The sequence below is a fragment of the Paenibacillus sp. R-74696 genome (genome assembly GCF_055814915.1).
Genome location: NZ_JBPULM010000050.1, coordinates 275,286 through 299,824 on the forward strand (window position 1 = coordinate 275,286; position 24,539 = coordinate 299,824).

General features: G+C 49.5%; 20 protein-coding genes. 6 read left to right on the forward strand and 14 right to left on the reverse strand.

All coding sequences use genetic code 11. The annotated features are described in order from the left end of the window. Positions 1–107: 107 nt before the first annotated feature. The 4 genes from ACSR9A_RS29710 to ACSR9A_RS29725 all read right to left on the reverse strand — a co-directional run bounded on the left by ACSR9A_RS29710 (position 108) and on the right by ACSR9A_RS29725 (position 4,065). A complete protein-coding gene (locus ACSR9A_RS29710) occupies positions 108–1,373 on the reverse strand; it encodes an ATP-binding protein (RefSeq protein ID WP_473762043.1) in 1,266 nt (421 codons plus the stop codon). Between the two features lie 161 nt (positions 1,374–1,534). Then, positions 1,535–2,074: an ornithine carbamoyltransferase gene (locus ACSR9A_RS29715; RefSeq protein WP_473762045.1), complete on the reverse strand. Its 540-nt coding sequence runs from the start codon at positions 2,072–2,074 to the stop codon at positions 1,535–1,537. Positions 2,075–2,167: 93 nt separating this feature from the next. Further along, positions 2,168–3,346, reverse strand: a complete 1,179-nt coding sequence (locus ACSR9A_RS29720) for an oxalate decarboxylase family bicupin (protein WP_473762047.1) — start codon at positions 3,344–3,346, stop codon at positions 2,168–2,170. 152 nt (positions 3,347–3,498) lie between these two features. Next, positions 3,499–4,065: a Uma2 family endonuclease gene (locus ACSR9A_RS29725; protein ID WP_473762050.1), complete on the reverse strand. Its 567-nt coding sequence runs from the start codon at positions 4,063–4,065 to the stop codon at positions 3,499–3,501. Between the two features lie 177 nt (positions 4,066–4,242). Between ACSR9A_RS29725 and ACSR9A_RS29730 the strand changes: the two genes are divergently transcribed. Further along, positions 4,243–5,679 (forward strand): SpoVR family protein, encoded by a 1,437-nt coding sequence (locus ACSR9A_RS29730; RefSeq protein WP_473762052.1) that lies wholly within the window; start codon positions 4,243–4,245, stop codon positions 5,677–5,679. Between the two features lie 644 nt (positions 5,680–6,323). Continuing rightward, on the forward strand, positions 6,324–6,722 hold the full coding sequence (locus tag ACSR9A_RS29735) for a RidA family protein (RefSeq protein WP_473762055.1): 399 nt from the start codon (positions 6,324–6,326) through the stop codon (positions 6,720–6,722). Between the two features lie 66 nt (positions 6,723–6,788). On the opposite strand, the gene ACSR9A_RS29740 is transcribed toward ACSR9A_RS29735, so the two are convergent. Both ACSR9A_RS29740 and ACSR9A_RS29745 read right to left on the reverse strand, forming a co-directional pair. Then, complete coding sequence (locus tag ACSR9A_RS29740; RefSeq protein ID WP_473762058.1) at positions 6,789–7,868, reverse strand: tetratricopeptide repeat-containing glycosyltransferase family 2 protein; 1,080 nt, start codon at positions 7,866–7,868, stop codon at positions 6,789–6,791. Between the two features lie 48 nt (positions 7,869–7,916). After that, positions 7,917–9,953, reverse strand: a complete 2,037-nt coding sequence (locus ACSR9A_RS29745; protein WP_473762060.1) for a beta strand repeat-containing protein — start codon at positions 9,951–9,953, stop codon at positions 7,917–7,919. Between the two features lie 424 nt (positions 9,954–10,377). Between ACSR9A_RS29745 and ACSR9A_RS29750 the strand changes: the two genes are divergently transcribed. After that, positions 10,378–11,091: an AAA family ATPase gene (locus tag ACSR9A_RS29750; protein ID WP_473762062.1), complete on the forward strand. Its 714-nt coding sequence runs from the start codon at positions 10,378–10,380 to the stop codon at positions 11,089–11,091. Positions 11,092–11,251: 160 nt separating this feature from the next. Further along, the gene (locus tag ACSR9A_RS29755) at positions 11,252–12,895 is read left to right on the forward strand and encodes an Ig domain protein group 2 domain protein (protein WP_473762064.1); all 1,644 of its coding nucleotides are present in this window, start codon (positions 11,252–11,254) and stop codon (positions 12,893–12,895) included. Positions 12,896–13,119: 224 nt separating this feature from the next. Here ACSR9A_RS29755 and ACSR9A_RS29760 read toward each other — a convergent pair whose 3' ends face one another. The 5 genes from ACSR9A_RS29760 to ACSR9A_RS29780 form a co-directional block, all read right to left on the reverse strand. Next, on the reverse strand, positions 13,120–14,010 hold the full coding sequence (locus ACSR9A_RS29760) for a transglutaminase family protein (RefSeq protein ID WP_473762066.1): 891 nt from the start codon (positions 14,008–14,010) through the stop codon (positions 13,120–13,122). Next, the gene (locus tag ACSR9A_RS29765; RefSeq protein ID WP_341281614.1) at positions 14,007–15,011 is read right to left on the reverse strand and encodes an alpha-E domain-containing protein; all 1,005 of its coding nucleotides are present in this window, start codon (positions 15,009–15,011) and stop codon (positions 14,007–14,009) included. The genes ACSR9A_RS29760 and ACSR9A_RS29765 overlap by 4 nt, the downstream gene beginning before the upstream one ends. 97 nt (positions 15,012–15,108) lie before the next feature. Next, a complete protein-coding gene (locus tag ACSR9A_RS29770) occupies positions 15,109–16,566 on the reverse strand; it encodes a circularly permuted type 2 ATP-grasp protein (RefSeq protein ID WP_341281613.1) in 1,458 nt (485 codons plus the stop codon). A 248-nt stretch (positions 16,567–16,814) separates the two neighbouring features. Then, positions 16,815–17,825, reverse strand: a complete 1,011-nt coding sequence (locus ACSR9A_RS29775; RefSeq protein WP_473762069.1) for a protoglobin domain-containing protein — start codon at positions 17,823–17,825, stop codon at positions 16,815–16,817. A gap of 270 nt (positions 17,826–18,095) precedes the next feature. After that, positions 18,096–19,991: a PrkA family serine protein kinase gene (locus tag ACSR9A_RS29780; protein WP_473762071.1), complete on the reverse strand. Its 1,896-nt coding sequence runs from the start codon at positions 19,989–19,991 to the stop codon at positions 18,096–18,098. 374 nt (positions 19,992–20,365) lie between these two features. On the opposite strand from ACSR9A_RS29780, the gene ACSR9A_RS29785 reads away from it, so the two are divergent. Next, a complete protein-coding gene (locus ACSR9A_RS29785; RefSeq protein WP_473762074.1) occupies positions 20,366–21,109 on the forward strand; it encodes a DUF2161 family putative PD-(D/E)XK-type phosphodiesterase in 744 nt (247 codons plus the stop codon). On the opposite strand, the gene ACSR9A_RS29790 is transcribed toward ACSR9A_RS29785, so the two are convergent. From ACSR9A_RS29790 to trmL, 3 genes are all read right to left on the reverse strand, one after another. Then, a complete protein-coding gene (locus ACSR9A_RS29790) occupies positions 21,093–22,292 on the reverse strand; it encodes an aminotransferase-like domain-containing protein (protein WP_473762076.1) in 1,200 nt (399 codons plus the stop codon). The two genes, ACSR9A_RS29785 and ACSR9A_RS29790, sit on opposite strands and share 17 nt — an antisense overlap. 355 nt (positions 22,293–22,647) lie before the next feature. Then, positions 22,648–22,896, reverse strand: coding sequence for an AbrB/MazE/SpoVT family DNA-binding domain-containing protein (locus ACSR9A_RS29795; protein ID WP_046228684.1), 249 nt, complete (start codon positions 22,894–22,896; stop codon positions 22,648–22,650). A 203-nt stretch (positions 22,897–23,099) separates the two neighbouring features. Beyond that, positions 23,100–23,564: a tRNA (uridine(34)/cytosine(34)/5-carboxymethylaminomethyluridine(34)-2'-O)-methyltransferase TrmL gene (gene trmL / locus ACSR9A_RS29800; protein WP_338555108.1), complete on the reverse strand. Its 465-nt coding sequence runs from the start codon at positions 23,562–23,564 to the stop codon at positions 23,100–23,102. A gap of 177 nt (positions 23,565–23,741) precedes the next feature. Between trmL and ACSR9A_RS29805 the strand changes: the two genes are divergently transcribed. Further along, complete coding sequence (locus ACSR9A_RS29805) at positions 23,742–24,461, forward strand: response regulator (protein WP_338555107.1); 720 nt, start codon at positions 23,742–23,744, stop codon at positions 24,459–24,461. The last annotated feature ends 78 nt before the right edge of the window (positions 24,462–24,539 follow it).

Here is a 24,539-nt window from a genome sequence, read left to right on the forward strand (position 1 = left end):
TCCAATCATTTTCTCCATCTAAAAAAAGACGGTTGAGGAGCTGCTTCGGCAGCCTCCTTCAACCGTCTCTTTCCGCTATACGCTTTCTGACCTGCTTACTCGATTCGCTATTCAGGAGCAGCAGAAGCCCGTTCGATCTGAAGCTCGCATATCGTGCCTTGATTCATTTTACTATGAAAAAATATATTGCCGTTCATGTCCTTAACCATATTCATGACGACCATCAGCCCGAGCCCGGTTCCCCGCTCTTTTGTCGTATAATAAGGCAAACCTAACCGTTTAACCTGGGCTCGACTCATCCCGCAGCCCGTATCGCGGACGAGAATTTGAATTTTATTTCGCACCAGCTCGGTCTGCACCGTCAGCTTGCCACCTTCAGGCATAGCCTCAATGCCGTTTTTTATGATATTGAGCATACACTGCTGAAATTTTTTAACCTCTCCATAAATAATAAGCGGCTCCTTCGATAAATGATAAACCTCGACCGTAATGTTCGACATTGCGGAATAAGGCTTCAGCCAAGGAATAACACCATCTATTTCATCCTGCACATTCAGCAGCAGCCGCTTGTCTTCACTAGGCTTCGAAAAATTTAAATAATCAGTAATAATCGCATTCGCATGATCGATACCTTCAAAAGCATAGGTGCGGTAGCGCTCGAATGTCTCGCGATCGAGCTGCTGGCTACCCATCATTTGAAGAAAACCTCGCGTCGTTGTAAGCGGATTGCGGATTTCATGCGAAATGGAGGCAGCAAGCTGGCCAACGATTTGATTTTTTTCGGAGATGACGAGCATCTGCTCGTACCACTCCCGGTTTTTTACATTAAAATAAATAAAGCTAATCAGCAACGACGAAAACGCCGCTCCAACAGCGATAACAATGAGCTGCACCCTATTAAAATCATGTCCAAGCGCCAAGGAAACACCAATATAGGCCAGCATATGTAACGAGACGAGGAACAGATTAACAAGGCTTAGCTTTTGCTGAGTATTTGGCTTTACCTTAAAGCGGAACAGCAACCCCGTCAGCAGCAGCACGCTAATAGCTGTTCCTGTTGGCAGCCAGTGGTTTCCATAAAGCAAAGTACCACTAAAGAAAAACACCATTCCTGTAGCTACGCCTGGCAGCAGTCCTTCATAAAGCACAGCAAGCGCCAGAGAGACCGAGGTCAGATACAGCGCATACACTAGGGAATCCATTTCCTCCAAGGTCAGAAATACCGTTGTAAATACGACGAGCAGCCCTACAAAAAGCAGCCTCCGTTTCATAGTAGAGGCCAGCGATCTTGGGGCAAAAACAATAAACATGAGTGCAGCCGCCATAATATACAACAGCCCGTGAATGATAGATTCTAAAGTAAGATGAAGCACAATTTTATCCTCATACTCTCTCTCATTTAATAATTTCTTACAAAAATTGTATTTAAAATTTGATAAGATCACAATTTTATATTACTATACATAACCTTTCATTGCCAATGGCCGACTGTTTCCATTATAAAAAAACTCCGGCCCGCCGGCAGGACATGCCTTCAACTATACGTGAAGGCATGTCCCGCCGGCGAAGCCGGAGACTTATTGTAGAAGATGAAGCAGCAGCGCTTTTTGCGCATGCATCCGATTTTCCGCCTGCTGATAAATGACCGAATGCTCCGATTCCACCAGCTCCTCTGCGATCTCAAAGCCCGGATGAATCGGTATTTATCACAACAGCCATTGATGACCGGGACGGTCGCATAACGTGCCAGTTCCAGCAGATCGGCATGATTTTTGAGCCGCGCCATAATGATGTCGCTGTTTCTTGAAACGTAGCGCGACTCGTATTGAATCGGCGAGATGCTGAAATTGCTGCTGTTCCAATCCATCAGGACGGCATAGCCGCCAAGCTGATTAATACCGGATTGAAACGAAAGATTCGTCCTTGTCGAGCTTTTTTGAAAAAGCATCAGCAGCCCCCTGTTATCAGCCGCCTTGCTGTAGATTTGCGGGTTGCGCTTAATCTCAATCGCCTGTTCAATGATACTCAGAAGCTGCTCCTTCGTCGTATGCTCAAAAGATAAAAAATGCTGCAAGCTTAACACTCCCTTCATGAATAAAAATTCATTAATTTGAATTATTATTCATAATAGCGAGTTTGCCTGCATTTGTCCAGCCATAGTCCAGCTTTAAAAGCCCGGATATTTAACAACGGGCCATTTCTCCTTGCGCAGCTTGGATACAAACGCTTCATCTACGTTGAGATTGCTTTTTACAAGCTCTGCTGGAGTAAGCGCCATCCACTGGTTAAGGGAAACGTCTGCGAAGCGGTCGCTTTTGAACATTTCCAGAAACCATAAAGTTGTGTTGCCGGTATTTTGCACATAATGACCGCACGCAAAGGGCACATAACCGACATCGCCTGCCCGCACATCATACGTCCGCGCGTTTCCGTTGCCTGTAAATACAGTCATTCGGCCCTGACCCGATAAATAATATTGCCACTCGTCGTTATTGGGATGCCAATGCAGCTCGCGCATAGCGCCGGGCTTAATTTCTACAAGTGCTGCCGCAATCGCTTTAGATGCTGGAAAATTGGAGGAATCAACGATTCTCACACTGCCTCCAGGCGTAATGATAGGGGTCTGCTTCAACAGCTCAAACTTAAAGGACTGCGGGATTGTTCCGTATGGCGATTCTACCTTCTGGCTCTCAATGGAGCCGGGAACCGAGCTTTTGTATATATAAACCTGATCATCTGGAATATGGTCGAAATCACTCTCAGGCACGCCAAAATTAGCCGACAGCACCTCCTTCGGCGTATGGGCAAACCAATCGGAAATCGAAAGCGTGTTTAAATCCGAGAAATTCCCATCGTCAAACACAAGCAGAAACTCGCAGCCTCCCTCCAGTCCTTGAATCGAATGCGGAATTCCCGGCGGAAAATACCACAAGTCACCCGGTCCAATATCAGCTATGAAGTTCCTTCCATTCTGATCCACCGCTGTAATCCTTGCATTTCCAAGCAGCATGTAGGACCATTCTGCCTGTTGATGCCAATGCAGTTCCCTTACCCCGCCCGGAATTAGCGACATATTGACGCCTGCCAGCGTTGTCGCAATCGGCAGCTCGCGTGCCGTCACCTCGCGGGACCAGCCCCCTTGATTCAACTGCATATGGGCATCTGAAAATGAGAATTTCATATTGGGAACGAGGCCCGCATCCGTTACAGGCGGAACAAACATATCCGGATTTTCCAAATCCCGCATCACATCGCGCGGCCCCAAATCCGGACCGCCTGCTCCATCGCTGCGAATCGGTTGGGGAATATGGGGATATCCTTGCCTCGTATTTTCAGATTCGCTCATAAATGACCAGCCTCCTGTACATGGGTAGACTGCACCCAGCAGTCACTATCTGCCAATATATGCTTGGAGGCTGAAATTATGAGCTTTTCAATACAATCGCTATAGGCAAAAAAAACCGGCTGAGTGCAGCTCCAGTCGGTTTTAACTATAAATTACTCCATATGAAACAGCTTGTTCATAGGTAATTGTAAATCTTTATATATGCTGGATTGAATCACTTCCTGCTCCGTAAACAAATGACGCACCTGATAGCTGCCGTCCTGCAGCGCATAAACATGGACCGTCCGGTTTCCCGGGTCGACAATCCAATATTCCTGCACCCCATATTTTTGATAGAGGTTGAACTTTTCATTAAAGTCCTTCAATGCGGTTGACGGTGACAGCACTTCAATAATTAAAGCTGGCGCACCATTACAGCCCTTCTTTGAAACTTGATCCTTGGAACAAACGACTGAAAGGTCCGGCTGCACGATATGATCAGGTGATTGAAAATCCCCGCTTTCACTGAAAAACACATCGAAGGGCGCCATAAATACATAGCAGTTCTGATTCTGAAAAAACGTACGAAGGGCAAAATAAAGCTCCCCGACAATATATTGATGCAGCGAGGTTGGAGCAGGAGACATATTAAAGGCTTTCCCATCAATAAGTTCCCATGATCCATCCCATGTTAGCCAATCCTTGTAGGTATGCGTTTTTTTCTCATCTGGATGTGACAAGATACTCGCCCCCTCAAATTAATCGTTGATTATATTATTAATATATAAGTATTGTAGCATGCTCCCAGCTCTAGCCAAAATCCATCTTAATAAACTCTTCCCCCAACACGTCATAAACTTGGCCCACTGCACATACCTATGGTATGAACGGTATTATCAAGTACGGGGGGATGGCTGATGAACCAGGATGAGATCCGCGCATTGGAGCGGTCCATCGATGAAATTACGGAAATCGCTCAAGGCTTTGGCCTCGATTTCTACCCGATGAGGTATGAGATTTGCCCAGCCGACATTATTTATACGTTTGGCGCTTATGGTATGCCGACGCGCTACAGCCACTGGAGCTTTGGGAAAACCTTCAACAAAATGAAGCTGCAATATGATTTTGGCCTAAGCAAAATTTATGAGCTCGTCATTAACTCAAACCCCTGCTATGCCTTCCTGCTGCAGGGCAATTCCCTTATTCAGAACAAGCTGATCGTCGCGCACGTTCTTGCCCATTGTGATTTTTTCAAAAATAACGCCCGTTTCAGTACCTCCAACCGCAATATGGTCGAAAGCATGTCCGCTACAGCAGAACGCATTCAGCAGTATGAAATGGATTACGGCCTAGAAGCAGTCGAGAAATTTATCGATGCCGTGCTTGCCATTCAGGAGCATGTGGACTCGGCTATTATTAAGCCATACCAGCTCGATAAAACCCGCTATATTGAAATGCTGACGACGGAGCAGAACCGCTCTGTCAATACGGCGACCCCATCCGAATATGAGGATTTATGGGGACTTGACCCGGATGATGCAAAGCGACAGGATCAAACGCCGCCGCCAAAGCATTTCCCGCCAGCTCCGGAAAAGGATTTGATCTGGTTTATCGAGGAATATTCGCCCCAGCTTACAGACTGGCAGCGCGATATTATGTCTATGATGCGCGATGAAATGCTGTATTTCTGGCCGCAGCTGGAAACTAAAATTATGAACGAGGGCTGGGCGTCGTACTGGCATCAGCGCATTATTCGCGAGCTCGACCTGACAAGCGAGGAAACGATTGAATTCGCCAAGCTGAATTCCTCCGTCGTCGTACCCTCCCAGCACACGCTGAATCCGTATTATTTAGGGCTGAAAATTTTCGAGGATATTGAGAAGCGTTGGGATAAGCCGACGGTAGAGGAGCAGCGGCGCTTCGGGCGCGTGCCGGGCAAGGGCCGAGAAAAAATGTTCGAGGTACGCGAGCTCGATTCAGATATTTCTTTCCTCCGCAACTATTTAACCAAGGATTTGGTCAAGGAGCTGGACCTGTATGTTTTCGAGAAGAAGGGGCCCGAGTGGAAAATAACCGATAAATCGTGGGAAAACATCCGCGACCAGCTTGTTTATTCCAAAGTGAACGGAGGCTTCCCCAGCCTGTTCGTTACAGATGGCGATTTCAACCGTGTAGGCGAGCTGTATTTGCTGCACAAATATGAAGGCATGGAGCTTGATCTGAAATATGTCGAGCGCACGCTGCCCCATGTCGTCCATCTCTGGGGCAAATCGGTCCATCTCGAAACCGTCGTCGAGGACAAAAAAATCGTGTTCAGCTGCGACGGCAAAAAGACGAGCCGCAAGTTTGTTTAATGTTTGACCCTACTTAATGACGTTTTGGGGCATTATCCCCTTAGCTCAGCAAATAATTGCAAAAAATGCGGGAAGCGGCCTTGAGGCAACTTCTCGCATTTTTTACAAGTAATAAGCACAATCCGATTGCCGGCTCGCCCCCTCGCTTCACCTCTCCCTTTCCCTAAACCAGTTCCCTTTTGCTCTGCTTTTGCAGGTTATCCCCTTAGCTCAGAACGTGCTTTGCCACATCCATCGCGAATAAAGGAATCTTTTTTCGAGTAGGCCATTAACCTATTTCCAATTACCCAATCTGTTTTTCTGAGCTAAGGGGATAACAGCCCTAAGAGAATACAACCCCTTTAGCTTTAGCTCAAGCCCTCTATCCTAACGCAGTTCATTAATGGGAATCGGCTTTATGATTCCAGAAAAAACGCTGAATTTGACTCCATCTATCGTTTCGCTTACACTTTAACATAGGTTATATCTTCCTAATTTTTAAGAGAAAGGAGTGTCCGTTCATGAAGAAAAAATCGTTGCTTTTCATATCCTTCGGCTACGGATACTCGACTGCTGTTTTTTTCTAAAAGCCATCTCACGGGTGAAGTGTGCCCAAATTGACTGGTTGAAAATGGCAGAAATCTTAAAATGAGAGGCGAAGATGTATGAATAATTTAGGGATCACCAGAAAAAATCCAGCAGGTATGCCTAGTCCAGTAGGAAATTACAGCCATATTACAAAAATCCCGAGAAATTCAGAGCTGTATGTGACTTCCGGTCAAATCGGAACGGACCAAAACGGCAACATTCCGAACACTTTGAATGAACAAATCGACAATACGTTTGCTAACATCAACTTTTTACTGAACTCCGAACAACTAACCTCCGATCATATTATTAAGGTGAACATATGGGCCACCGAAAAAATAGACTGGGATTATCTCTATGAAAAATGGGCGGAACTATTCGGCATTCAATATCCATCTATGACGATTGGTTATCTTTCGGAATTAGGACTGCCCGAAATAAAAATAGAAATTGAAATATGGGCGGCTAAAGCTTAAATAGGCTGATACAGCAGCAGACTACGGCTATACTTAGTCTGCTGCTGTTTTTTTATATGATTAGTGTTATTCCGCTTTCACCCGCAACGACTTCAGGTAAGCTTTATTTTGCAGCACTCTCGGATCATCTGGTCGGAAAGTTCGGGCAGCCTCATTATGCCGATAGGCCAGCTCGTAATCACCTAAACGATCGTAGCAGACGCATAGCTGAAGATGCGGCAGCCAGGTTGAGCAGGCCATATTGACAAAGCCCAGTCGTTGGTCAGATTGCCCACGTTCAATTGCAAGGTTATACCAGAAACCAGCCGTCTCGAAATCTTTTTGCTGCAAAAAATAATACCCCAGCCGGCAGCAAAATTCCGCCCGCGGACTGCCATATTGAAACGATCTTAATATCGATTCAAGCTCCCGCTCTGTATCTCCAAGCTGGTTATAGCAATCCGCCAGCTTGCCGCATGTCGCCGCATTATCCTCCACCCAGCCTTCGCCCGTCGAAAGAAATTTTTCATAATACAAAATCGCTTGTTCATATTTTTCGTGGTCGCGAAGCTCATTCGCATAATAATAAAGATCACGAGGGGTAAATGTCTCGCCGCGCTCCAGACGTTTTTCATAAATCATTAAATTACGGTCATGGTCATGATGAAGACTGTTATGGATAACGGCAATATCGCTGCTTTCAATGTTTCCCCATACCTCTAAATACTCATGCACCGCGCCAATCCATCGGTAGTTGTTCGCCCTTTTGACAAGTCGGTTGCGGCTAATGCTGGATGCCAGATTGCCATATTCATCGAAGGCTAAATGATAGTTCATTCGGACGGAGTCGGTCTCTGGGTTCAGCGATTCTTTTAGCGCAGCAAGTTTTTCACGATCATTTTCAAGCAGGATATCATCCGCATCAAGCCAAAAAATATAGTCCTTCCCAGCCTTGCTGAACGCATAGTTTCTAGCAGCAGCAAAATCATCCGACCATTCCCTATCAAAAATCAGCTCCGTATAGTTGCTGGCGATGAATTTCGTACGGTCAGTCGAGCCCGTATCTACAATAATAATTTCATCAACTAAATCGTGGATGGAAGATAAGCAGCGGCCGATGGTGTCTTCTTCATTTTTGACAATCATACAAAGGCTAATGGAAATCATTTTGCTCACCTCGATCTTATAATTCGGACTAATAGCAGCCTTCCTGCGTTAGGTCAATTCGTGTATGGACCAAACGATACCATTGGTTGCACCACTGCCTAAGTTCAAGGACAGAGTAAGCCCATTTGCTGCGTAAAATAGACCGATTACATCGCCAGCATTAAGCGTCACGTCTCCAGCTAAAGTGACCGTTCCACTGCCTAGAATCGCTCTTAAGGTTAAGACAAGAGCAATGTTGACATTGAGAACCGGGAACAGCCCTGTGATCAGGGCCGTGGCAATAGGCGAGGTCCGCTGGACAACAAAAGCCGGATTAACGGCTGCTCCAAGGGTAATTGAAAGAACAGCCGTAGTTGCATAGTTGATAGTGGCCTTAATTGCATACCTTCCTGTTACAGGCACCGTATAATTGCCTGTAACCGCATTAAAATTGGGATCGCTAAAATAGGGACTAGCCGTTGACCAATTCGTTAGCTGCGTACTAGCAGAAGTCGAAAGCGTTGCAAGAAACGCTGAAAACCCTTGCGTAGCAAAGTTAGGCCCCGTTGCTCCTGTCAGGCCTGTTGCTCCTGTTAGACCTGTCGCTCCTGTCAGGCCCGTTGCTCCTGTTGCTCCTGTTAGACCTGTCGCTCCTGTCAGGCCCGTTGCTCCTGTCAGGCCCGTTGCTCCTGTTAGACCTGTCGCTCCTGTTATTCCCGTAGCTCCTGTTGGACCAGTCGTACCTGTAATTCCCGTTGCACCCGTTTCGCCTGTGACCCCAGTTGCCCCTGTCGGACCAGTCGTACCTGTTAAACCAGTTACACCTGTAATTCCGGTTGCTCCCGTTGCGCCAGTCGCCCCGGTTACGCCAGTGGCTCCCGTGGCTCCGGTTGGACCAGTTGCTCCTGTTATTCCTGTCACTCCTGTTTCACCTGTAGATCCCGTGGCTCCGGTTGGACCGGTCGCTCCTGTGTTTCCTGTCGCTCCTGTCACTCCCGTAGCACCTGTTGCTCCCGTTAGGCCCGTCGCTCCTGTGTTCCCAGTTGCTCCTGTCTCGCCTGTTGAACCTGTTGCTCCCGTTAGGCCCGTCAATCCTGTGCTTCCCGTTGCTCCTGTCTCGCCTGTTGACCCGGTTGCTCCCGTCGACCCCGTAGCTCCCGTGTTTCCCGTTGCTCCGGTCCCGCCTGTTAACCCGGTTGCTCCCGTTAGGCCCGTCGCTCCTGTGTTCCCAGTTTCTCCAGTGTCGCCTGTTGAACCGGTTGCTCCCGTTGACCCGGTTGCTCCCGTTGACCCGGTTGCTCCCGTGTTTCCCGTTACTCCTGTATCGCCTGTTAACCCGGTTGCTCCCGTCAGACCCGTTGCTCCTGTCTCGCCTGTTGACCCGGTTACACCCGTTGGACCCGTCGCTCCTGTGTTTCCCGTTGCTCCTGTATCGCCTGTTGACCCGGTTGCTCCCGTTGGACCTGTTGCTCCTGTGATTCCTATCGCTCCCGTTTCGCCCGTCGCACCTGTTTGTCCAGTCGTTCCTGTAGGGCCCGTTGTTCCTGTTGCCCCGGTTGGACCTGTCGGTCCAGTCACACCAGTAGTACCAGTCGTACCTGTTGTTCCCGTTTGTCCAGTCACGCCCGTGACCCCTGTATTTCCTGTTACTCCTGTTTGACCGGTTGTTCCCGTTGCTCCTATATCACCCGTCGCTCCGGTTGCTCCTGTCAGGCCAGTGGCCCCTGTATTTCCTATTGAACCTGTTTGCCCAGTCACTCCTGTTATTCCTGTCACTCCTGTTATTCCTGTCGCACCGGTCTCGCCTGTTGAGCCTGTTGCACCAGTATCTCCCGTTGCGCCACCCGTTGGTCCGGTTGCTCCCGTCGATCCGGTTATCCCTGTCGCTCCCGTTATTCCTGTTACCCCGCTAACCCCCGTCGTCCCAGTCGGTCCCGTCACGCCGGTTGCTCCTGTTAGACCCGTCGTGCTGCCAGTCGGCCCAGTAACTCCAGTTGCCCCTGTAGCTCCTGTCGGGCCAGTAACTCCTGCAGCGCCTTCCCCACCTGTAGCTCCCGTCGCTCCGGTAGCTCCAGTCATCCCGAGCGGGCCATCTGCTCCCTTCATCCCTTCAAAGCCCTGCTCTCCCTGCACACCTTGAGGCCCACGCTTGCCATCAGCACCCCTTGGACCCGGAGGGCCAGTCGGCCCTAAAACAGGAACAGGACAGCATTGCGGCTCCGGAAATCTATGTTTATGAGCGGTTTTTCGTTTACAAGGACGTTTTTTCTTATGCTCGCATCTAGCTTTTTTTCTCGGCTTACGTTTCGGATTATCGCATGAGGATATTTTGCTCATTCGCTTCTTATAGGAACCCAACAAGAACATCCCCCTTAAACTTAATAGTCTATATTAGGTCATATGTTTTTCAGACCTTGGACTATCACAATAATTCGCAAAATATTCCCCCCCTTGCCCCTCCACATGCACCCCCACCTTCTATCTGTTAAACTAAAATAAACTACCCCTTCTGCCAAAGGAGCTGAACGCCTTGTATTTACGGAGTGCAGAGCTGCTCAAGGAGCGTATTCCCAATTACAGCACTTATCCCTTTTCCATACCTGTCATCCGGTCAATGAGCAAGCTTCATTTTCATACCCATATCACCTTCTTTGTAGGCGAAAATGGTTCCGGAAAGTCCACCTTTTTAGAGGCTATGGCCTATCAATGCAGCTTTAACACCGCTGGTGGCGGGCGAAACAACATCTACGACGTGGATGCCTCTGAATCCGCACTTGGTCCCTATATCCGGCTTTCCTGGATGCCCAAGCTCACGAATGGCTTTTTCCTGCGCGCAGAAACGTTCTATCAATTCGCCTCTTATCTTGATACAATGCCCGAAAGCCTGCCCTATTACGGGGGCAAATCGCTGCATGAGCAGTCACATGGCGAAGCCTTTCTATCGTTGTTTAAGCACCGTTTTGGCAAAAAAGCGATCTATTTGCTCGACGAGCCCGAGGCTGCGCTTTCTCCAGCCCGCCAGCTCGCGCTGCTTCGCGTCATTAAAGATTTGGAGCACGATGCCCAATTTATCATTGCGACTCACTCGCCGATCTTGCTTGGGTATCCGAACGCGCAAATTTACAATTTTGACGCCAAACCCGTTGAAGAAATTCGCTACGAGGACACGGCACACTACCAGCTAACCAGACGCTTTCTTGAAAATAGAAAAAATGTATTGAACGAGCTGTTCAGCAACGATTAGCAACTCTTCCAACATCCCTTACATAAACTTAACATTTTATGTACTGGTTTTCTCACGCGAATCTATTTCTATTATTTAGAAAAAATAGTACAATTACCTTATGCTTCCAACCAAGGAAGCCGCTCTAATTGAACCAACTACTAGAAGCGGAGGTTTGATGATGAAGGGTAATTTTTTGAAGCGATTGACGGCAGGAGCACTTATCTTAGCAATGTCTTTGTCAGCGGGTACGGCAGTTTCCTTAGCGGAAGGGCCATCTGATCCAGCTCCCGTCCTACAGCCCTCAGGAAGTGCCAACGGCAAAAAAATTCTGTTCGACAATGCCCATGCCCAAACAGCAGGGGCGGCAGATTGGGTCATCGACGGCGGCTTTTCCGATTTTGGACAAGCTCTTGCAGGCCGAGGCTATTACGTCAAGGAGCTTCGCAAAAGCGGCCCGATTACGCTAACAGACTTAAGCGGCTATGACGTCTTCGTTATTCCTGAAGCGAACGTGCCGTTCAAGACGAGCGAGCAGCAGGCTATGCTTTCGTATGTCCAGGGCGGAGGCAGCATTTTCTTCATCGCAGACCACTATAACGCGGATCGCAATAAAAACAGATGGGATTCCTCTGAAGTATTCAACGGCTACAGACGGGGAGCGTGGTCAAATCCTGCGCTGGGCATGAGCACAGCGGAAGCCAGTTCAACCGCTATGCAGGGTGTAGCCAGCTCCGACTGGCTGTCGAGCAACTTCGGCATGCGCATCCGTTACAATGCGCTAGGCAATGTAAACTCAGGAACGATCGTGCCGTCGTCACAATCTTTTGGCATTACTAGCGGCGTTACTTCGGTGACGATGCATGCCGGATCGACCATCGCCATTACAGATCCGACTAAAGCAAAGGGAATCGTCTACATGCAGCAGACTTCGGCTGCTTGGGGCAATGCGGTCGATCAAGGTGTCTATAATGGCGGAGGAATTGCTGAAGGCCCTTATGTGGCAATTGGAAAAAACAGCCTCGGCAAAGTAGCCGTTATCGGCGACTCTTCTCCTGTCGAAGATAGTACGCCTAAATATTTGCGCGAGGAAACAGGCGGCACCAAAACGACTTACGACGGCTTCACAGAAGCAAGCAATGGCGCGCTGCTCGTGCAGCTTGTGGACTGGCTTGCTGTTAAAGAAAGCTACACAGCACTGAATCAAGTAAGCGGCCTCACGCTTGACAATGCAACAGCGCTGCTTGCTATAGAAACGCCGCAAACGTCAACCCAGCCGCAGGCTGAACCATGGGCAACACCGGCTGCCGGCTACAAATGGTGGGACAGCTCCACCTTCAAGCAAGGCTCCTACGGCTATGCCTCAACGTCCCAGCCGCCAACATCCGGAGCTGTAAACGAAACCTTCGAGACGGGCACGAAAGCAGCCTATACGGTAGGTTCGGTTACGCTCGGCTCAGGCTCGTGGACCTTTGATAATGCGCTGCTTGGCGATCTAGCTACAGATAAGAAAAACGGAACCAAAGCCGCGAGAGTCAGGGCAGCAGGCACCATCTATATGAATTTCAATGTGACAGGCGGCGCGACCAGCGTCAAAGTAAAGCATGCGAGCTTTGGCAGTGATACGGGAGCGACATGGAAGCTTCAGAAGTCGCTTAATAGCGGCTCCACTTGGACGGATGTCGGCAGCACTTACTCCAGCAGCCAGTCGTTAACCGAACAGACGATTACTGTAAATGAAAGTGCAGCGGTACGCTTCAAAATCGTAGTCGCCGGCACATCCGGCAGCCGCTTGAACTTTGATGATTTCACCATTGTCCAATAATCCAAGCCTTCGAATTTAGGCCTTCCAAAAACATACAAGCGTAAACGGCATTGCCGTCCTCTGGCGGCAATGCTTTCGTTTCGCGATGAAATATAGAGAAAGTATGACGAAATCATTTACTTTCCTATATTTACAAAAAAGCCCTTCAGGCGCATGTGCAGCTGCATCAAAGCTTAAGCAGCAACAGCCATGCGCCCATAGGGCTTTTCTCAAATTTCCCCGCTTCATTCCTCTACATTGCGCACATCCACCGTCACCTTAAGCATCTGCTGCCCGCTTCCGCGATAAACGCCTTTTACCGGAACGATATCTTTATAATCGCGTCCATGGCCCAGCTTTACGTAACGCTCGCCAACAGGAGCTTCATTCGTCGGATCGAAGCTGCACCAGCCGAGCGACGGTACATATGCTTCCACCCATGCATGGGATGCCTGCTCGAAATCTGCTGTTCCGCCTTGCAAATCGCCAACGAAATGATAGCCGCTCACATAGCGGGCGGGAACCTGTTGAGAGCGGGAGCAGGCAATCATCAGATGGGCAAAATCCTGGCATACGCCCCTCCTGCGTTCAAACATGTCGCTCGCCTTCGTCTCCACAGTAGTAGCATCTGAATCATAGACGAACTCGGCGTGAATTTTTTGGGAGAGCGCCAGCAGCCAGCCATATACGCTCAGCCCATTATTTTTCCGATCCTCTACGCCCACTGCATACATCTCGACTTCCGGACTCAGCGCTGTATAGGCGGTAGGCAGCAGAAACTCCACGAAACGATTGCCCGCATCCTCTGACTGCAGCCACTCCCAAGCGACTTCGGCTGCTCCGCCGCCGTTCAGAGCTGCGGCCTGCTGCTCCGGTGTAAGTGCCTCCTTCGTCACAACGGTCATTTGCGAGCGAATCGTCAGCTTGCGGTGCGAGCCGTTCACCGAAAACGAATGAACCCGATTGCCGAAAAAATCCTCATAGCTGAACAGCGGCGCATTCGGCTCAATCGCAATGGACTGCTGATAGCAAGACTGGCGTTCATCCGTGCTCGGCGTCAGCCGAATTTCATTGACACTGTCCGTAACCGGCGTGCCATAATCGTATTGCGTCACATGCGAAATATTCAGCTTCATGCACTGGCCTCCCCCATGCGAAAAAAGGTTTTGGCGAAGGTGCCGCCCAGCGTCTGGCAAGCATCCAGCAAATGGCCGACGATTGCCCCGTCACGGTCCAGCGCAACATCTTCCCGATCCAGGCAGGCCAGATCCGCCTTCACCTTGCTTACCTGACGAATAACCTTGTCATGCGCCGAACGCAGCTGCATATCCTGAAAACGTATATCCCGCATATGCTCATCCAGCGTATGCAGCGCAAAATGCACCGACCTCGGGAACACTTCATTCAAGATGACAAAATCGACTATCGATTCCACCGACATGCCATCGGCATAATAACGCCGGAACACCTGATAGCCGCTCAGCGATCGCAGCATGGCCTGCAAGTATGAATATGCGCCTGTCGCATTGCTCCAGCTCTCTCCGCTCGCCATGACCGTATTATAAGCTGCTTTAATAATGCGCAGCGTGTTTTCAGCCCGCTCCAGATAGCGGCCGCATTCGATAAAATGCCACTCATTCTCACGTGGCATGACAGACTGGCTGATGCCTTGGAACAACGCCGTCCATTCCTTGATTTTGCCGAAAAATAAATGCGGCGATTCTGAAATTAAATCCTCTGGCTGCTTCTCCCTCAGCCACAAATAAAAGCCGTTGACCGCATCCCACATCTCGCTCGGCACCTTCTCGCGCAGCGTACGCAGATTGCCCCGGGCATGGCTGACGCAGGACACAAGTGAATTCGAATTGTCGCGGTCAAGTGTCATATACCGCAGCACATCCTGCTCGCTGTAGCTGCCGTATTGCTGGACATAGGACTCCCTGCTGCCCAGCGCATCCACGATGCGCGACCATTTGCAGGTCGGAGCAGCAGCTCCCTGCCCTTGAACCACCGCCTCCGAATCTGCACCATCCTCTGCCTGCAAATGATAGTGGACATCGATTAAACGCGCATGGTTTTCCGCCCGTTCCATGTAGCGTCCAATCCAAAATAATGCCTCAGCATTCCGATTAAGCATAGCCATCCCTCCGATTATTGGGCTTCCCGCCTCATTGTTCCCTGCCGGCTCACCGGCTTAGCAGCATTACCGCTTCGAGGTTTCGAAGTATTCAGGCTTAGCGGCTGAGTACCCATGTATCCTTAACCCCGCCGCCTTGCGATGAATTGACGACGAGCGAGCCTTCCGTCATTGCGACACGTGTCAGCCCGCCAGGTATGACATGCGTTTCCTCGCCCATTAGCGCAAAAGCTCTTAAATCAATATGGCGCGGTGCCATGACGCCATCCATCATTACCGGCGCTCGCGAAAGCTTCATCGTCGTCTGGGCGATATACCGCTCTGGATCGAGCTTAATCGCTTCAGCAAATGCTTTGATTTCAGCTGCTGTCGCGCTTGGGCCAATTAGCATGCCATAGCCGCCGGAAAGCGAGGTTTCCTTGACGACCAGCTCCGAGAGATGATCCAGCACATATTCCCGCTCTTCCTTGCGCGACAAAATATAGGTTGGCACATTATGCAAAATCGGCTCTTCGCCCAAATAATAGCGAATCATATCCGGCACATACGCATACACAGCCTTATCGTCGGCAACCCCAGTGCCTGGAGCGTTGGCAATCGCCACATTGCCTGCACGATACGCATTCATCAGCCCAGGAACGCCTAGCAGCGAATCCGGTTGAAAAGCAAGCGGATCTATAAACTCATCATCGATCCGCCGATAAATAACATCCACCTTGCGAAGCCCGCGCAAATCCCGCAAATAAATGTTGTGATCCTTATAAACGAGATCACGACCCTCCACAAGATGAATGCCAAGCTGCTGAGCGAGGAAAGTATGCTCATAATAGGCCGAGTTGTAGGAGCCCGGCGTAAGCAGCACAATAAGCGGATCGCGCTTGCCGCTCGGGGCAAGCGCGCGAAGCGAGCTGAGGAAGCAGTTGAGGCTGCGCTCGATGCTCTGGACAGACGAGGACAAATACAGGTCATGAAACAGCTCGCTCATCAGCGTTCTGCCTTTGAACAAGTAAGAGAAGCCGGAAGGAGAACGCAAATTGTCCTCCAGCACGAAATAACGTCCCTTCTCATCTCGGATCAAATCGATGCCCGAGGCTGTAATGTACACGCCTGACGGCACATCCAGTCCAACCATTTCCGGGCGGAAATAAGTATTGGACACGATCATTTTGCGGGGGATAACGCCATCTTTTACAATGTGCTGCTGATGGTAGATGTCATGGGTGAAGGCGTTAAGCGCGCGAATGCGCTGACGCACGCCGCGGTCAATATTGTCCCACTCATGCCGGGGAATGACACGGGGAATATAGTCGAACGGAATCGTCCGCTCCAGAGGCTCATTTTGATTGCTGCTGTACAGCGTGAAGGTAATGCCTTCCTCCATCATTCGCTGATTAAGGGCATGCTGACGAATGTTCAGCTCAGAAGGCTTAATTTTCCCGAACAAGCGATGAACACTTTCATAGTGGGGACGAACCGAAAAATCCTTCTCAAACATTTCGTCATAAAATGATTGTGAATCATAATAATGCGACTGCGACTGTCTGGCCGTCGACATGCCAACCGCCTCCTCCAAGATGGCTCAACCTTACATCTAAATCCTGTAACAATAATGATCGTTTTTGATTCAACGGCATATCAATGTTAGTTTTTATGACGTTAAATTTCATAAAACCGTCCATTTCTGTAGCTCAATCATACTAAAACCGAATATTCATGTCAACTTATATGTCATATAAAAAAGCCGAAAACCTCGTGCTTGAGGATTTCGGCTTTTTTATAAGGTTATCTTCTACAAAATACGGTCTATTCGGATGCTGCATTAAGCTTGCTCAAATCTTTGGCGACGTCATCGACCATTTTCACAAAAGCAGCAAGCTCCTGCGATTTTGCCGCTTGATTACGCGCTTCTGCCGACGTCTGATCGGACTCCTTGCGGACCGAATTCACCTTTTTCTCAATTTCACTAAGCTTGTTTTGAATCGTTTCCTGGGCTCCGCGTGACGACGCGGCCAGCTTGCGCACCTCATTGGCAACAACCTCGAAGCCTCGGCCATGATCCCCGGCTCTTGCCGCTTCAATGGCGGCATTTAGCCCCAGCAAATGCGTCTGATCGGCTATTTCCCGAATCATCGTCCCCATCTCCGTAATGCCGTCCAGCTCACCCTGCAGCTCGCCAAGCAAAGAATGCGCTTTCTCTTGTGAATCCGAAGTAGACAGCGCTGTTGCAGCAATCGACTGGGCGCCCTCTTCCAGCTCGACCATGAGGCCTGCGAGCTGCTGCACCGCTTCCGTTACCGTTGTCAGCATAATTGCACGCTCATCCGCAAGCTCCTGCACCTTCGTCTGCTCTGCGCGGTTATAGGCTTCAAGCACGAATTGCGAGTCCAGATTAAACATCTTGGACAGCGAGTGAATAACCGGCTTCCATCCATCTGGCAGCACACGTTCAAATACATCCGTTGCAATGTTCAAGTAAGTCATATATGTACCTAGATACCAGTCGGTTGTCAGGCCGATTCGAGAATGCACGAGCCCGATTTTAATTCGGTTTTCTATAAACGCTTCATCAATTACACCGTCTGCAAGGGACAGCCAGTATTCACGCTGCGTTCCTTTCAAACGATCCACATTGCTGAATTTCTTCATTAAAGCTACCATTTCGGGATAGAGTCCCACATTATCGTAAAAGCGATCAACAACCTCATTGACTACCTGCTTAAAAATAGGCTTGCACTCGGAAAGTAGCTGTAAATCCTGTTCCTTGATTCCTGTATAATCCAGCTGTCGCTTACGTTCTACTGTGACATTAATCATTGAAAAACCCCCTGTCTCTAAATAAATAACAACTGCTATATTAAGTATATCGGCATTCAGCTTCATATAGGTAGACATTTCTTTAATAATTCAAGAGAATTTGTCTAGATCTCTACAAAAATCGAATAAAAAGCTGAATCTATAGTCCCATTTTTCCAGTCCTATCAACCTATTATAGCTCATTCACAACGATTCCTCATCTAGGCAACGCCAAGAAGTTCGGTGGGCAGCTGCTCCACCGAACTTCCTGATACACTCCTATTGGGTTCGTTAGCGATTAAGCAGACTGCCTACATAACGCAGCAGCTCATTGGCGCATACCGGGCAATAGCCGTGCTCATCTATTAACCGCTTCGTCACTTCATTAATCCGCTTGAGCTGGATTTCATCCGGCGTCTTCGTGGAGGTCGTAATTTTCACGATGTCCTTCAGATCGGTGAACAGCTTCTTCTCCACCGCTTCACGCAGCCGCTCGTGGCTGGTGAAATCGAATTTTTTCCCTTTGCGGGAATAAGAAGAGATGCGAATCAAAATTTCTTCGCGGAACGCTTTTTTCGCATTTTCAGAAACGCCGATCTGCTCCTCAATAGAACGCATCAGGCGCTCATCCGGATCAAGCTCCTCGCCAGTGAGCGGGTCTTTGATTTTAGCCCAGTTGCAATAAGCCTCGATGTTGTCGAGGTAGTTTTCAAACAGCGTGCGCGCCGACTCCTCATAGGAATAAACGAAGGCCTTCTGAATTTCTTTTTTGGCCAGGCCATCGTATTCCTTGCGGGCAACCGAAATAAAGTTCAAATAACGCTCCCGCTCCTCCTTCGTGATGGATGGATGCTGGTCGAGGCCATCCTTCAAGCCGCGCAGCACATCTAGCGCATTAATGCACTGCATATCCTGCTTGATCAGCGCGCTCGAAATCCGGTTGATGACATAGCGGGGATCGATGCCAGACATGCCTTCCTCGTTATATTCGGTCTGCATCTCCTTAAGATCGGCATCCTTAAAGCCTTCAATTTCTTCGCCGTCGTACATCCGCATCTTCTTCACCAAATCCATGCCCTGCTTTTTCGTCTCCTTCAGACGGGTAAGGATGGAGAAAATAGCAGCAGCCCGCAAAGCATGCGGCGCAATGTGAATATGCTTCATGTCGCTCTGGCCGATGAGCTTCGTATAAATTTTTTCTTCCTCGGATACCTTCAGGTTATACGGAATCGGCATGACGATCATCCGCGACTGGAGCGCTTCATTTTTCTTATTGCTAATGAAGGATTTGTACTCCGTCTCGTTCGTGTGGGCAATAATTAATTCATCAGCGGAAATGAGCGCAAACCGTCCCGCTTTAAAATTGCCCTCCTGCGTCAAGGACAGCAGGTTCCACAAAAACTTTTCATCGCATTTCAGCATCTCTTGAAACTCCATAAGTCCCCGGTTCGCCTTGTTCAGCTCGCCGTCAAAGCGATAAGCCCGCGGATCGGATTCCGAGCCAAATTCCGTAATTGTGGAAAAATCAATGCTGCCGGTGAGATCGGCAATGTCCTGCGATTTTGGATCAGACGGACTAAAGGTTCCGATACCAACACGGTTATCCTCAGAGATGAATACGCGCTCCACCTGAACATTTTGAATATCGCCGCCATATTCGGTTTGCAGCCTCATCTGGCAGGAAGGGCATAGATTGCCTTCGATCCTAACTCCAATCTCCTGCTCAATCTCGCCTCTAAGCTCATGCGGAATGAGATGCAGCGGCTCTTCATGCATCGGGCAGCCTTTAATCGCATAGACGGCGCCGCGTTTCGTTCTGGAATATTTCTCAAGCCCCTTTTTGAGCATCGTAACCAGCGTCGATTTTCCTCCGCTGACAGGGCCCATGAGAAGCAAAATCCGTTTGCGCACATCAAGCCTTCGCGCCGAGGAGTGGAAATATTCCTCCACAAGCTTTTCAACAGAGCGGTCCAGCCCATAAATTTCTTGCTCGAAAAATTTGTACCGCTTCTTCCCATCCCTCTCCTCGACTCCATAGGATTCAATCATTTCATAGACACGCGCGTGCGCCGTCATGGCCGGGGATGGATCCTGTCTCAGCAGTTCGATATACTCCTTGAAAGATCCAATCCAGGCCAGCTTCTCACTCTCTGCTTGGTACTCCGATATTCGCTTGAAAATGTCCATGCCGTGCCTCCTCCCATCGCTTCCGCAATACGCAATTTTTTCTCTTCGCTCGGCATTTGCTTGTAAGAACCTTTGCGAGTGGAACAAACTTTATTGAAGTATTACATGTCTATGCGTATTCCGCGTGGAAATTGACCACTATTTTAGGCGGTAATCATGCATATTGCGACAAGTACGCTTGCAGCGCGGGTTTGCTTGAAATATAAGCATTTATAAGTTTTACCCTTATAAATGGGCTTATATTTCTCGGACTGAAACGCGCCTCGCCGCCAGAGGACGGCTTTCGGCCGTTTCACCTTGGACAAATCCATTCGATCTGCCCGCGCTCCCTATCCTTTTGTTATAATAGTTTAGAAGAAAGTGGGGGAATGCACGTGGCAGTAGGTAAGGAAGAGGAGCTTTACAAGCCGATAAAAGCTTATTATGAGGCGCGCGGCTTCGTCGTCAAAAGCGAGGTGCTGCACTGCGATCTCGTTGCCAGGCACGCCGATACCGAAGAAACCATTATCGTTGAAATGAAAAAGACGTTCAATCTCGCCCTGCTGCTGCAGGGGATTGAACGCCTTCGTATAAATGATCAAGTTGTGCTCGCAGTCGAGCGCAATCGTAAAAAAAGCGGCGCACACAACCAGCGCTTCGGTGAAATTACCGAGCTGTGCCGCATGCTCGGCATTGGCCTGATGACCGTCACCTTCTTCAAGACGAAGGCGCCTGTCATTGATGTGCTGTGCGAGTCTGGCGAGGCGCCGCAGCGCGGAACCCGCCGCAAGAAGCAGGCTAGGCTGCTTCTTGAATTTCGCGAGCGCAGCGGCGATTATAATGTAGGCGGCAGTACCGGCCGCAAGCTGGTGACCGCCTATCGCGAGAAGGCGCTGCGCTGCGCCTACGCGCTCCAGCAGCTGGGGGAGGCGCAATCGCCTAGCCAGGTTGCTGCACTGACGAGCTTCCCGCGCAGCGGCGCTGTGCTGCGCGACAATCACTACGGCTGGTTCGAGCGCGAGCAGCGCGGAAAATACCGGCTGCTACCCGCTGGAGCAGCCGCCTTGATCGAATACGCTGAAGTCATCGCCGATTGGGTCGCCGCTTTGCCAAGCAATCAGGTTAGGAGCGGGCCGTAAACTCGCGGACCGCTTCAGCGAAGCGCTCTACGCCGAGCGCCGTTTTGGCTCCAATGTTATAAGTAAAGTTGAGCCGCGCCGTATTGCGCTGCGGGTCATAAGCGTAGAAGGAGCTTCCGGGTACGAAAGCAACGCCCTTCTGCACGGAGGCCCTAAGCAGCGCCTCTGCATCAAGACCTTCTGGCAGCTCCAGCCATAAGAACATGCCGCCCTTCGGCTCAATCCAGCGCAAGCCTTCAATATGCTGCTGTGCCAGCAGCCCTTGCATTTCGCGCATCCGCTCACCGTATGAAGCAGAGATAACTTTAATATGCTCATCCAGCGGGAAGCTATCCAGCAGCTCGCTGACAATTTGCTGATCTATCGCACTGGAATGCAAATCGGCCGCCTGCTTCGCTTTAGCCATCATCGCAATAACCTCCGCTGGTCCCATTGCCCAACCTGTGCGCAGCCCTGGCGCAACCGTCTTAGAGAACGTGCTCGTATAAATAACCGAGCCCGAACCGCCAGCTTGCTGATCAAGCGCAAACAATGTCGGATAAACCGCATTTACATCATATTTTATTTCTCCGTATGGATCATCTTCCAATATCGGCACACCATAAGAGCTGCAAAGCGCGAGCAGCTGTTGTCTGCGCTCTGTGCTCCAGACGCGTCCCGTCGGATTGCCGAAGGTAGGCACGGCGTACACAAGCTTTGGACGATGCTCGCGAATAAGCCGCTCCGCATCCTCGGCTACAATGCCATGCTCATCGCTTTCCGCTGCAATGACATTTAAGCCATTCATCTCAAATACCTGCAAGCAAGCGAGATAAGTCGGCCTTTCTACCAATATCGTATCGCCTGGCTCGGTCAGCACTTCAATAATGAGGCTGATCGCCTGCTGGGAGCCTGTCGTTAGCAGCATTTCGTCAGGGCGAACATTCATGCCCTTGTGCCCCATACGCTCGCACAGCTGCTCACGCAGCGGCAAGAAGCCCTCGGTCAAACCGTATTGCATAGCACTTGCGCCCTTCGTAAACACCCGATCGGCCGCTTCGCGAATGGCCTGCACGGGGAACAGCTCCTCGGCCGGCAGCCCGCCAGCGAATGAAATCATATCCTTGCCCTGCGTCAGCTTAAGTATATCTCTTACGACCGATGATTTGAGAGCGGTCACTCGTGATGAAAAACGGTAATCCATGGTTCGACTCCTCCTAAGATGCAAGCTTTAACGCTTATAGCTCTATGTTATCAAGGTACAGCCCATATTTAAAGTTTTCTTTTTCGGGCAGGTTGGGTATAATGAAAACAGTTGCATGAGGATTTTGGAGGTGCCATTAATGTCCATCACATTCATTATTGTAATGACTGTATTCGTCTTGTTTCTGACGGCTATGTTCACGTCTTCTTACAACGATGACAAAACCAAAGGCCTGTAAGCCGAACCATCAGCTTACACCAAAAGAAGCTTCTCCGAAGGAACGCAGCCTGAGCTGCTCCATGGGGAAGCTTCTTTTGGTTCTTACCTATTTACTACCTATTAAGCATGTATGAGGTTAGCGGGCGAGCTGGCTCATTTCAGCCACACAAACGCCGCATAAAAAACGTTCTTTAAACTCGCGTACTTCTTCCATTGAACCACAGAACACACATTTCGGACGGTAACGCTCCAAAATAATATGGTCGCCCTGCACTAAAATTTCAACCGGATCTCCCTCATTCATCTGGTAACGTTTACGCAACGATTTTGGAAGAACGATACGTCCGAGTTGATCTACTTTTCTTACTACACCTGCTGGTTTCATCGTTGTTCACCTCTCCTGTGTCTAGTTTGCAAGCCATTTTCGTGAAACACCGACAGTTCATTGCCTTAACGCTCTGCCTCTGTTTCCCCATTGTTGCTTCTCTCTTTAAGTAATCCGTTAAAAAAATCCTTAAGTAAATTCTTCACCTTGCCAACAAATTTTGAATCTGCAAGAACTAAAATGATTCGCAAGCCGCCTCTATTTTAAGACAGTCCGGGAAAATCGTTCTGTCTAAGCGCTTCGTACACGACGATCGCCGCCGAATTGGATAAATTAAGCGATCTAACCTTATCCGTCATTGGCATCCGAATGCATGTACTTAAATTCGCCTCAATCAGCTCTTGGGGCAGACCTTTCGTTTCCTTGCCGAATACGAAAAAATCCCCATCCTGGTACTGAAACTCATTATAGGCTTTGACCGCTCGCGTACTGGCATAGAAATACCGCCCATCAGCATACTGCTCCTGCAGCTCCTGAAAGGAATCATGGTACTCGACATGAACCGCATGCCAATAATCCAGGCCCGCCCGCTTCAGCGTCTTGTCATCCGTTTGAAAGCCCAGCGGACGCACCAGATGCAGATGCGCACCTGTTGCCGCACATGTCCGCGCAATATTGCCCGTGTTAGCGGGTATTTCCGGTTCTACTAACACAATATGAAATGCCATCTTCTTGTTGTCACCCCTTGTCCCTTGCCTATTATACATGAATTACTATTTTATTTGAAATAGGAATGAAATTTTACATCCCGTTAACGTACTCTTAATCCCCGCTTGAACGTCTATCTTCATAATGTAGTTATGAGCAAAGACATGTTTAGGATAAGGGAGGCTTAATAAGACAACATGTTGAAAAAGAAAATTCTCGTCGTCGATGACGAGCCCTCCATCTCCATGCTGATTGAATTCAACCTGAAGCTAGCCGGATACGACGTCAGATGCGTAGATGACGGAGAAGCCGTGTTTGATATGCTGCGCCCCTTTCGACCAGATCTCATCGTTCTCGATTTAATGCTGCCGAAAATGGATGGCATTCAAGTATGCCGCGAGCTGCGCAAGCAAAACAACGCCGTTCCCATCGTCATGCTGACCGCCCTGCAGGATGTTACCGATAAAATTGCCGGCCTCGATAATGGCGCTGACGATTATATGACCAAGCCCTTCAGCCCGCAGGAGCTGATTTCGCGCATTCAAGCGATTTTCCGCAGACTGCAATCGCTGCCTGGAGCCGTACCATCAAGTGCCATTGACATTGGCCGCATGTCGGTTCGCCCAGATGAGCGGGAAGTGCTGATTGACGGCAAGCTGATCGAGCTGACGCCGAAGGAATTCGAGCTGCTCGTCTTCCTCTGCAAGCATAAAGGCAAGGTGCTGAGCCGCCAGCAGCTGCTTCATGGCGTATGGGACTATCACTTCCTCGGCGATACCCGTATCGTAGACGTCCATATTAGCCATCTCCGTGATAAAATCGAAAAAAATGCCCGAACCCCCGAATATATCATGACCGTTCGCAACGTAGGCTACAAGCTGCATGGCCCAAGCGCTTTGGAGCAAACCCTTGCCTAATTACACGAAAGAACCGCCCGTTCCTTTCATTTGTGAAAGGGGCGGGCGGTTTTTCTATCCTTTTAGCACTGGGAGCTG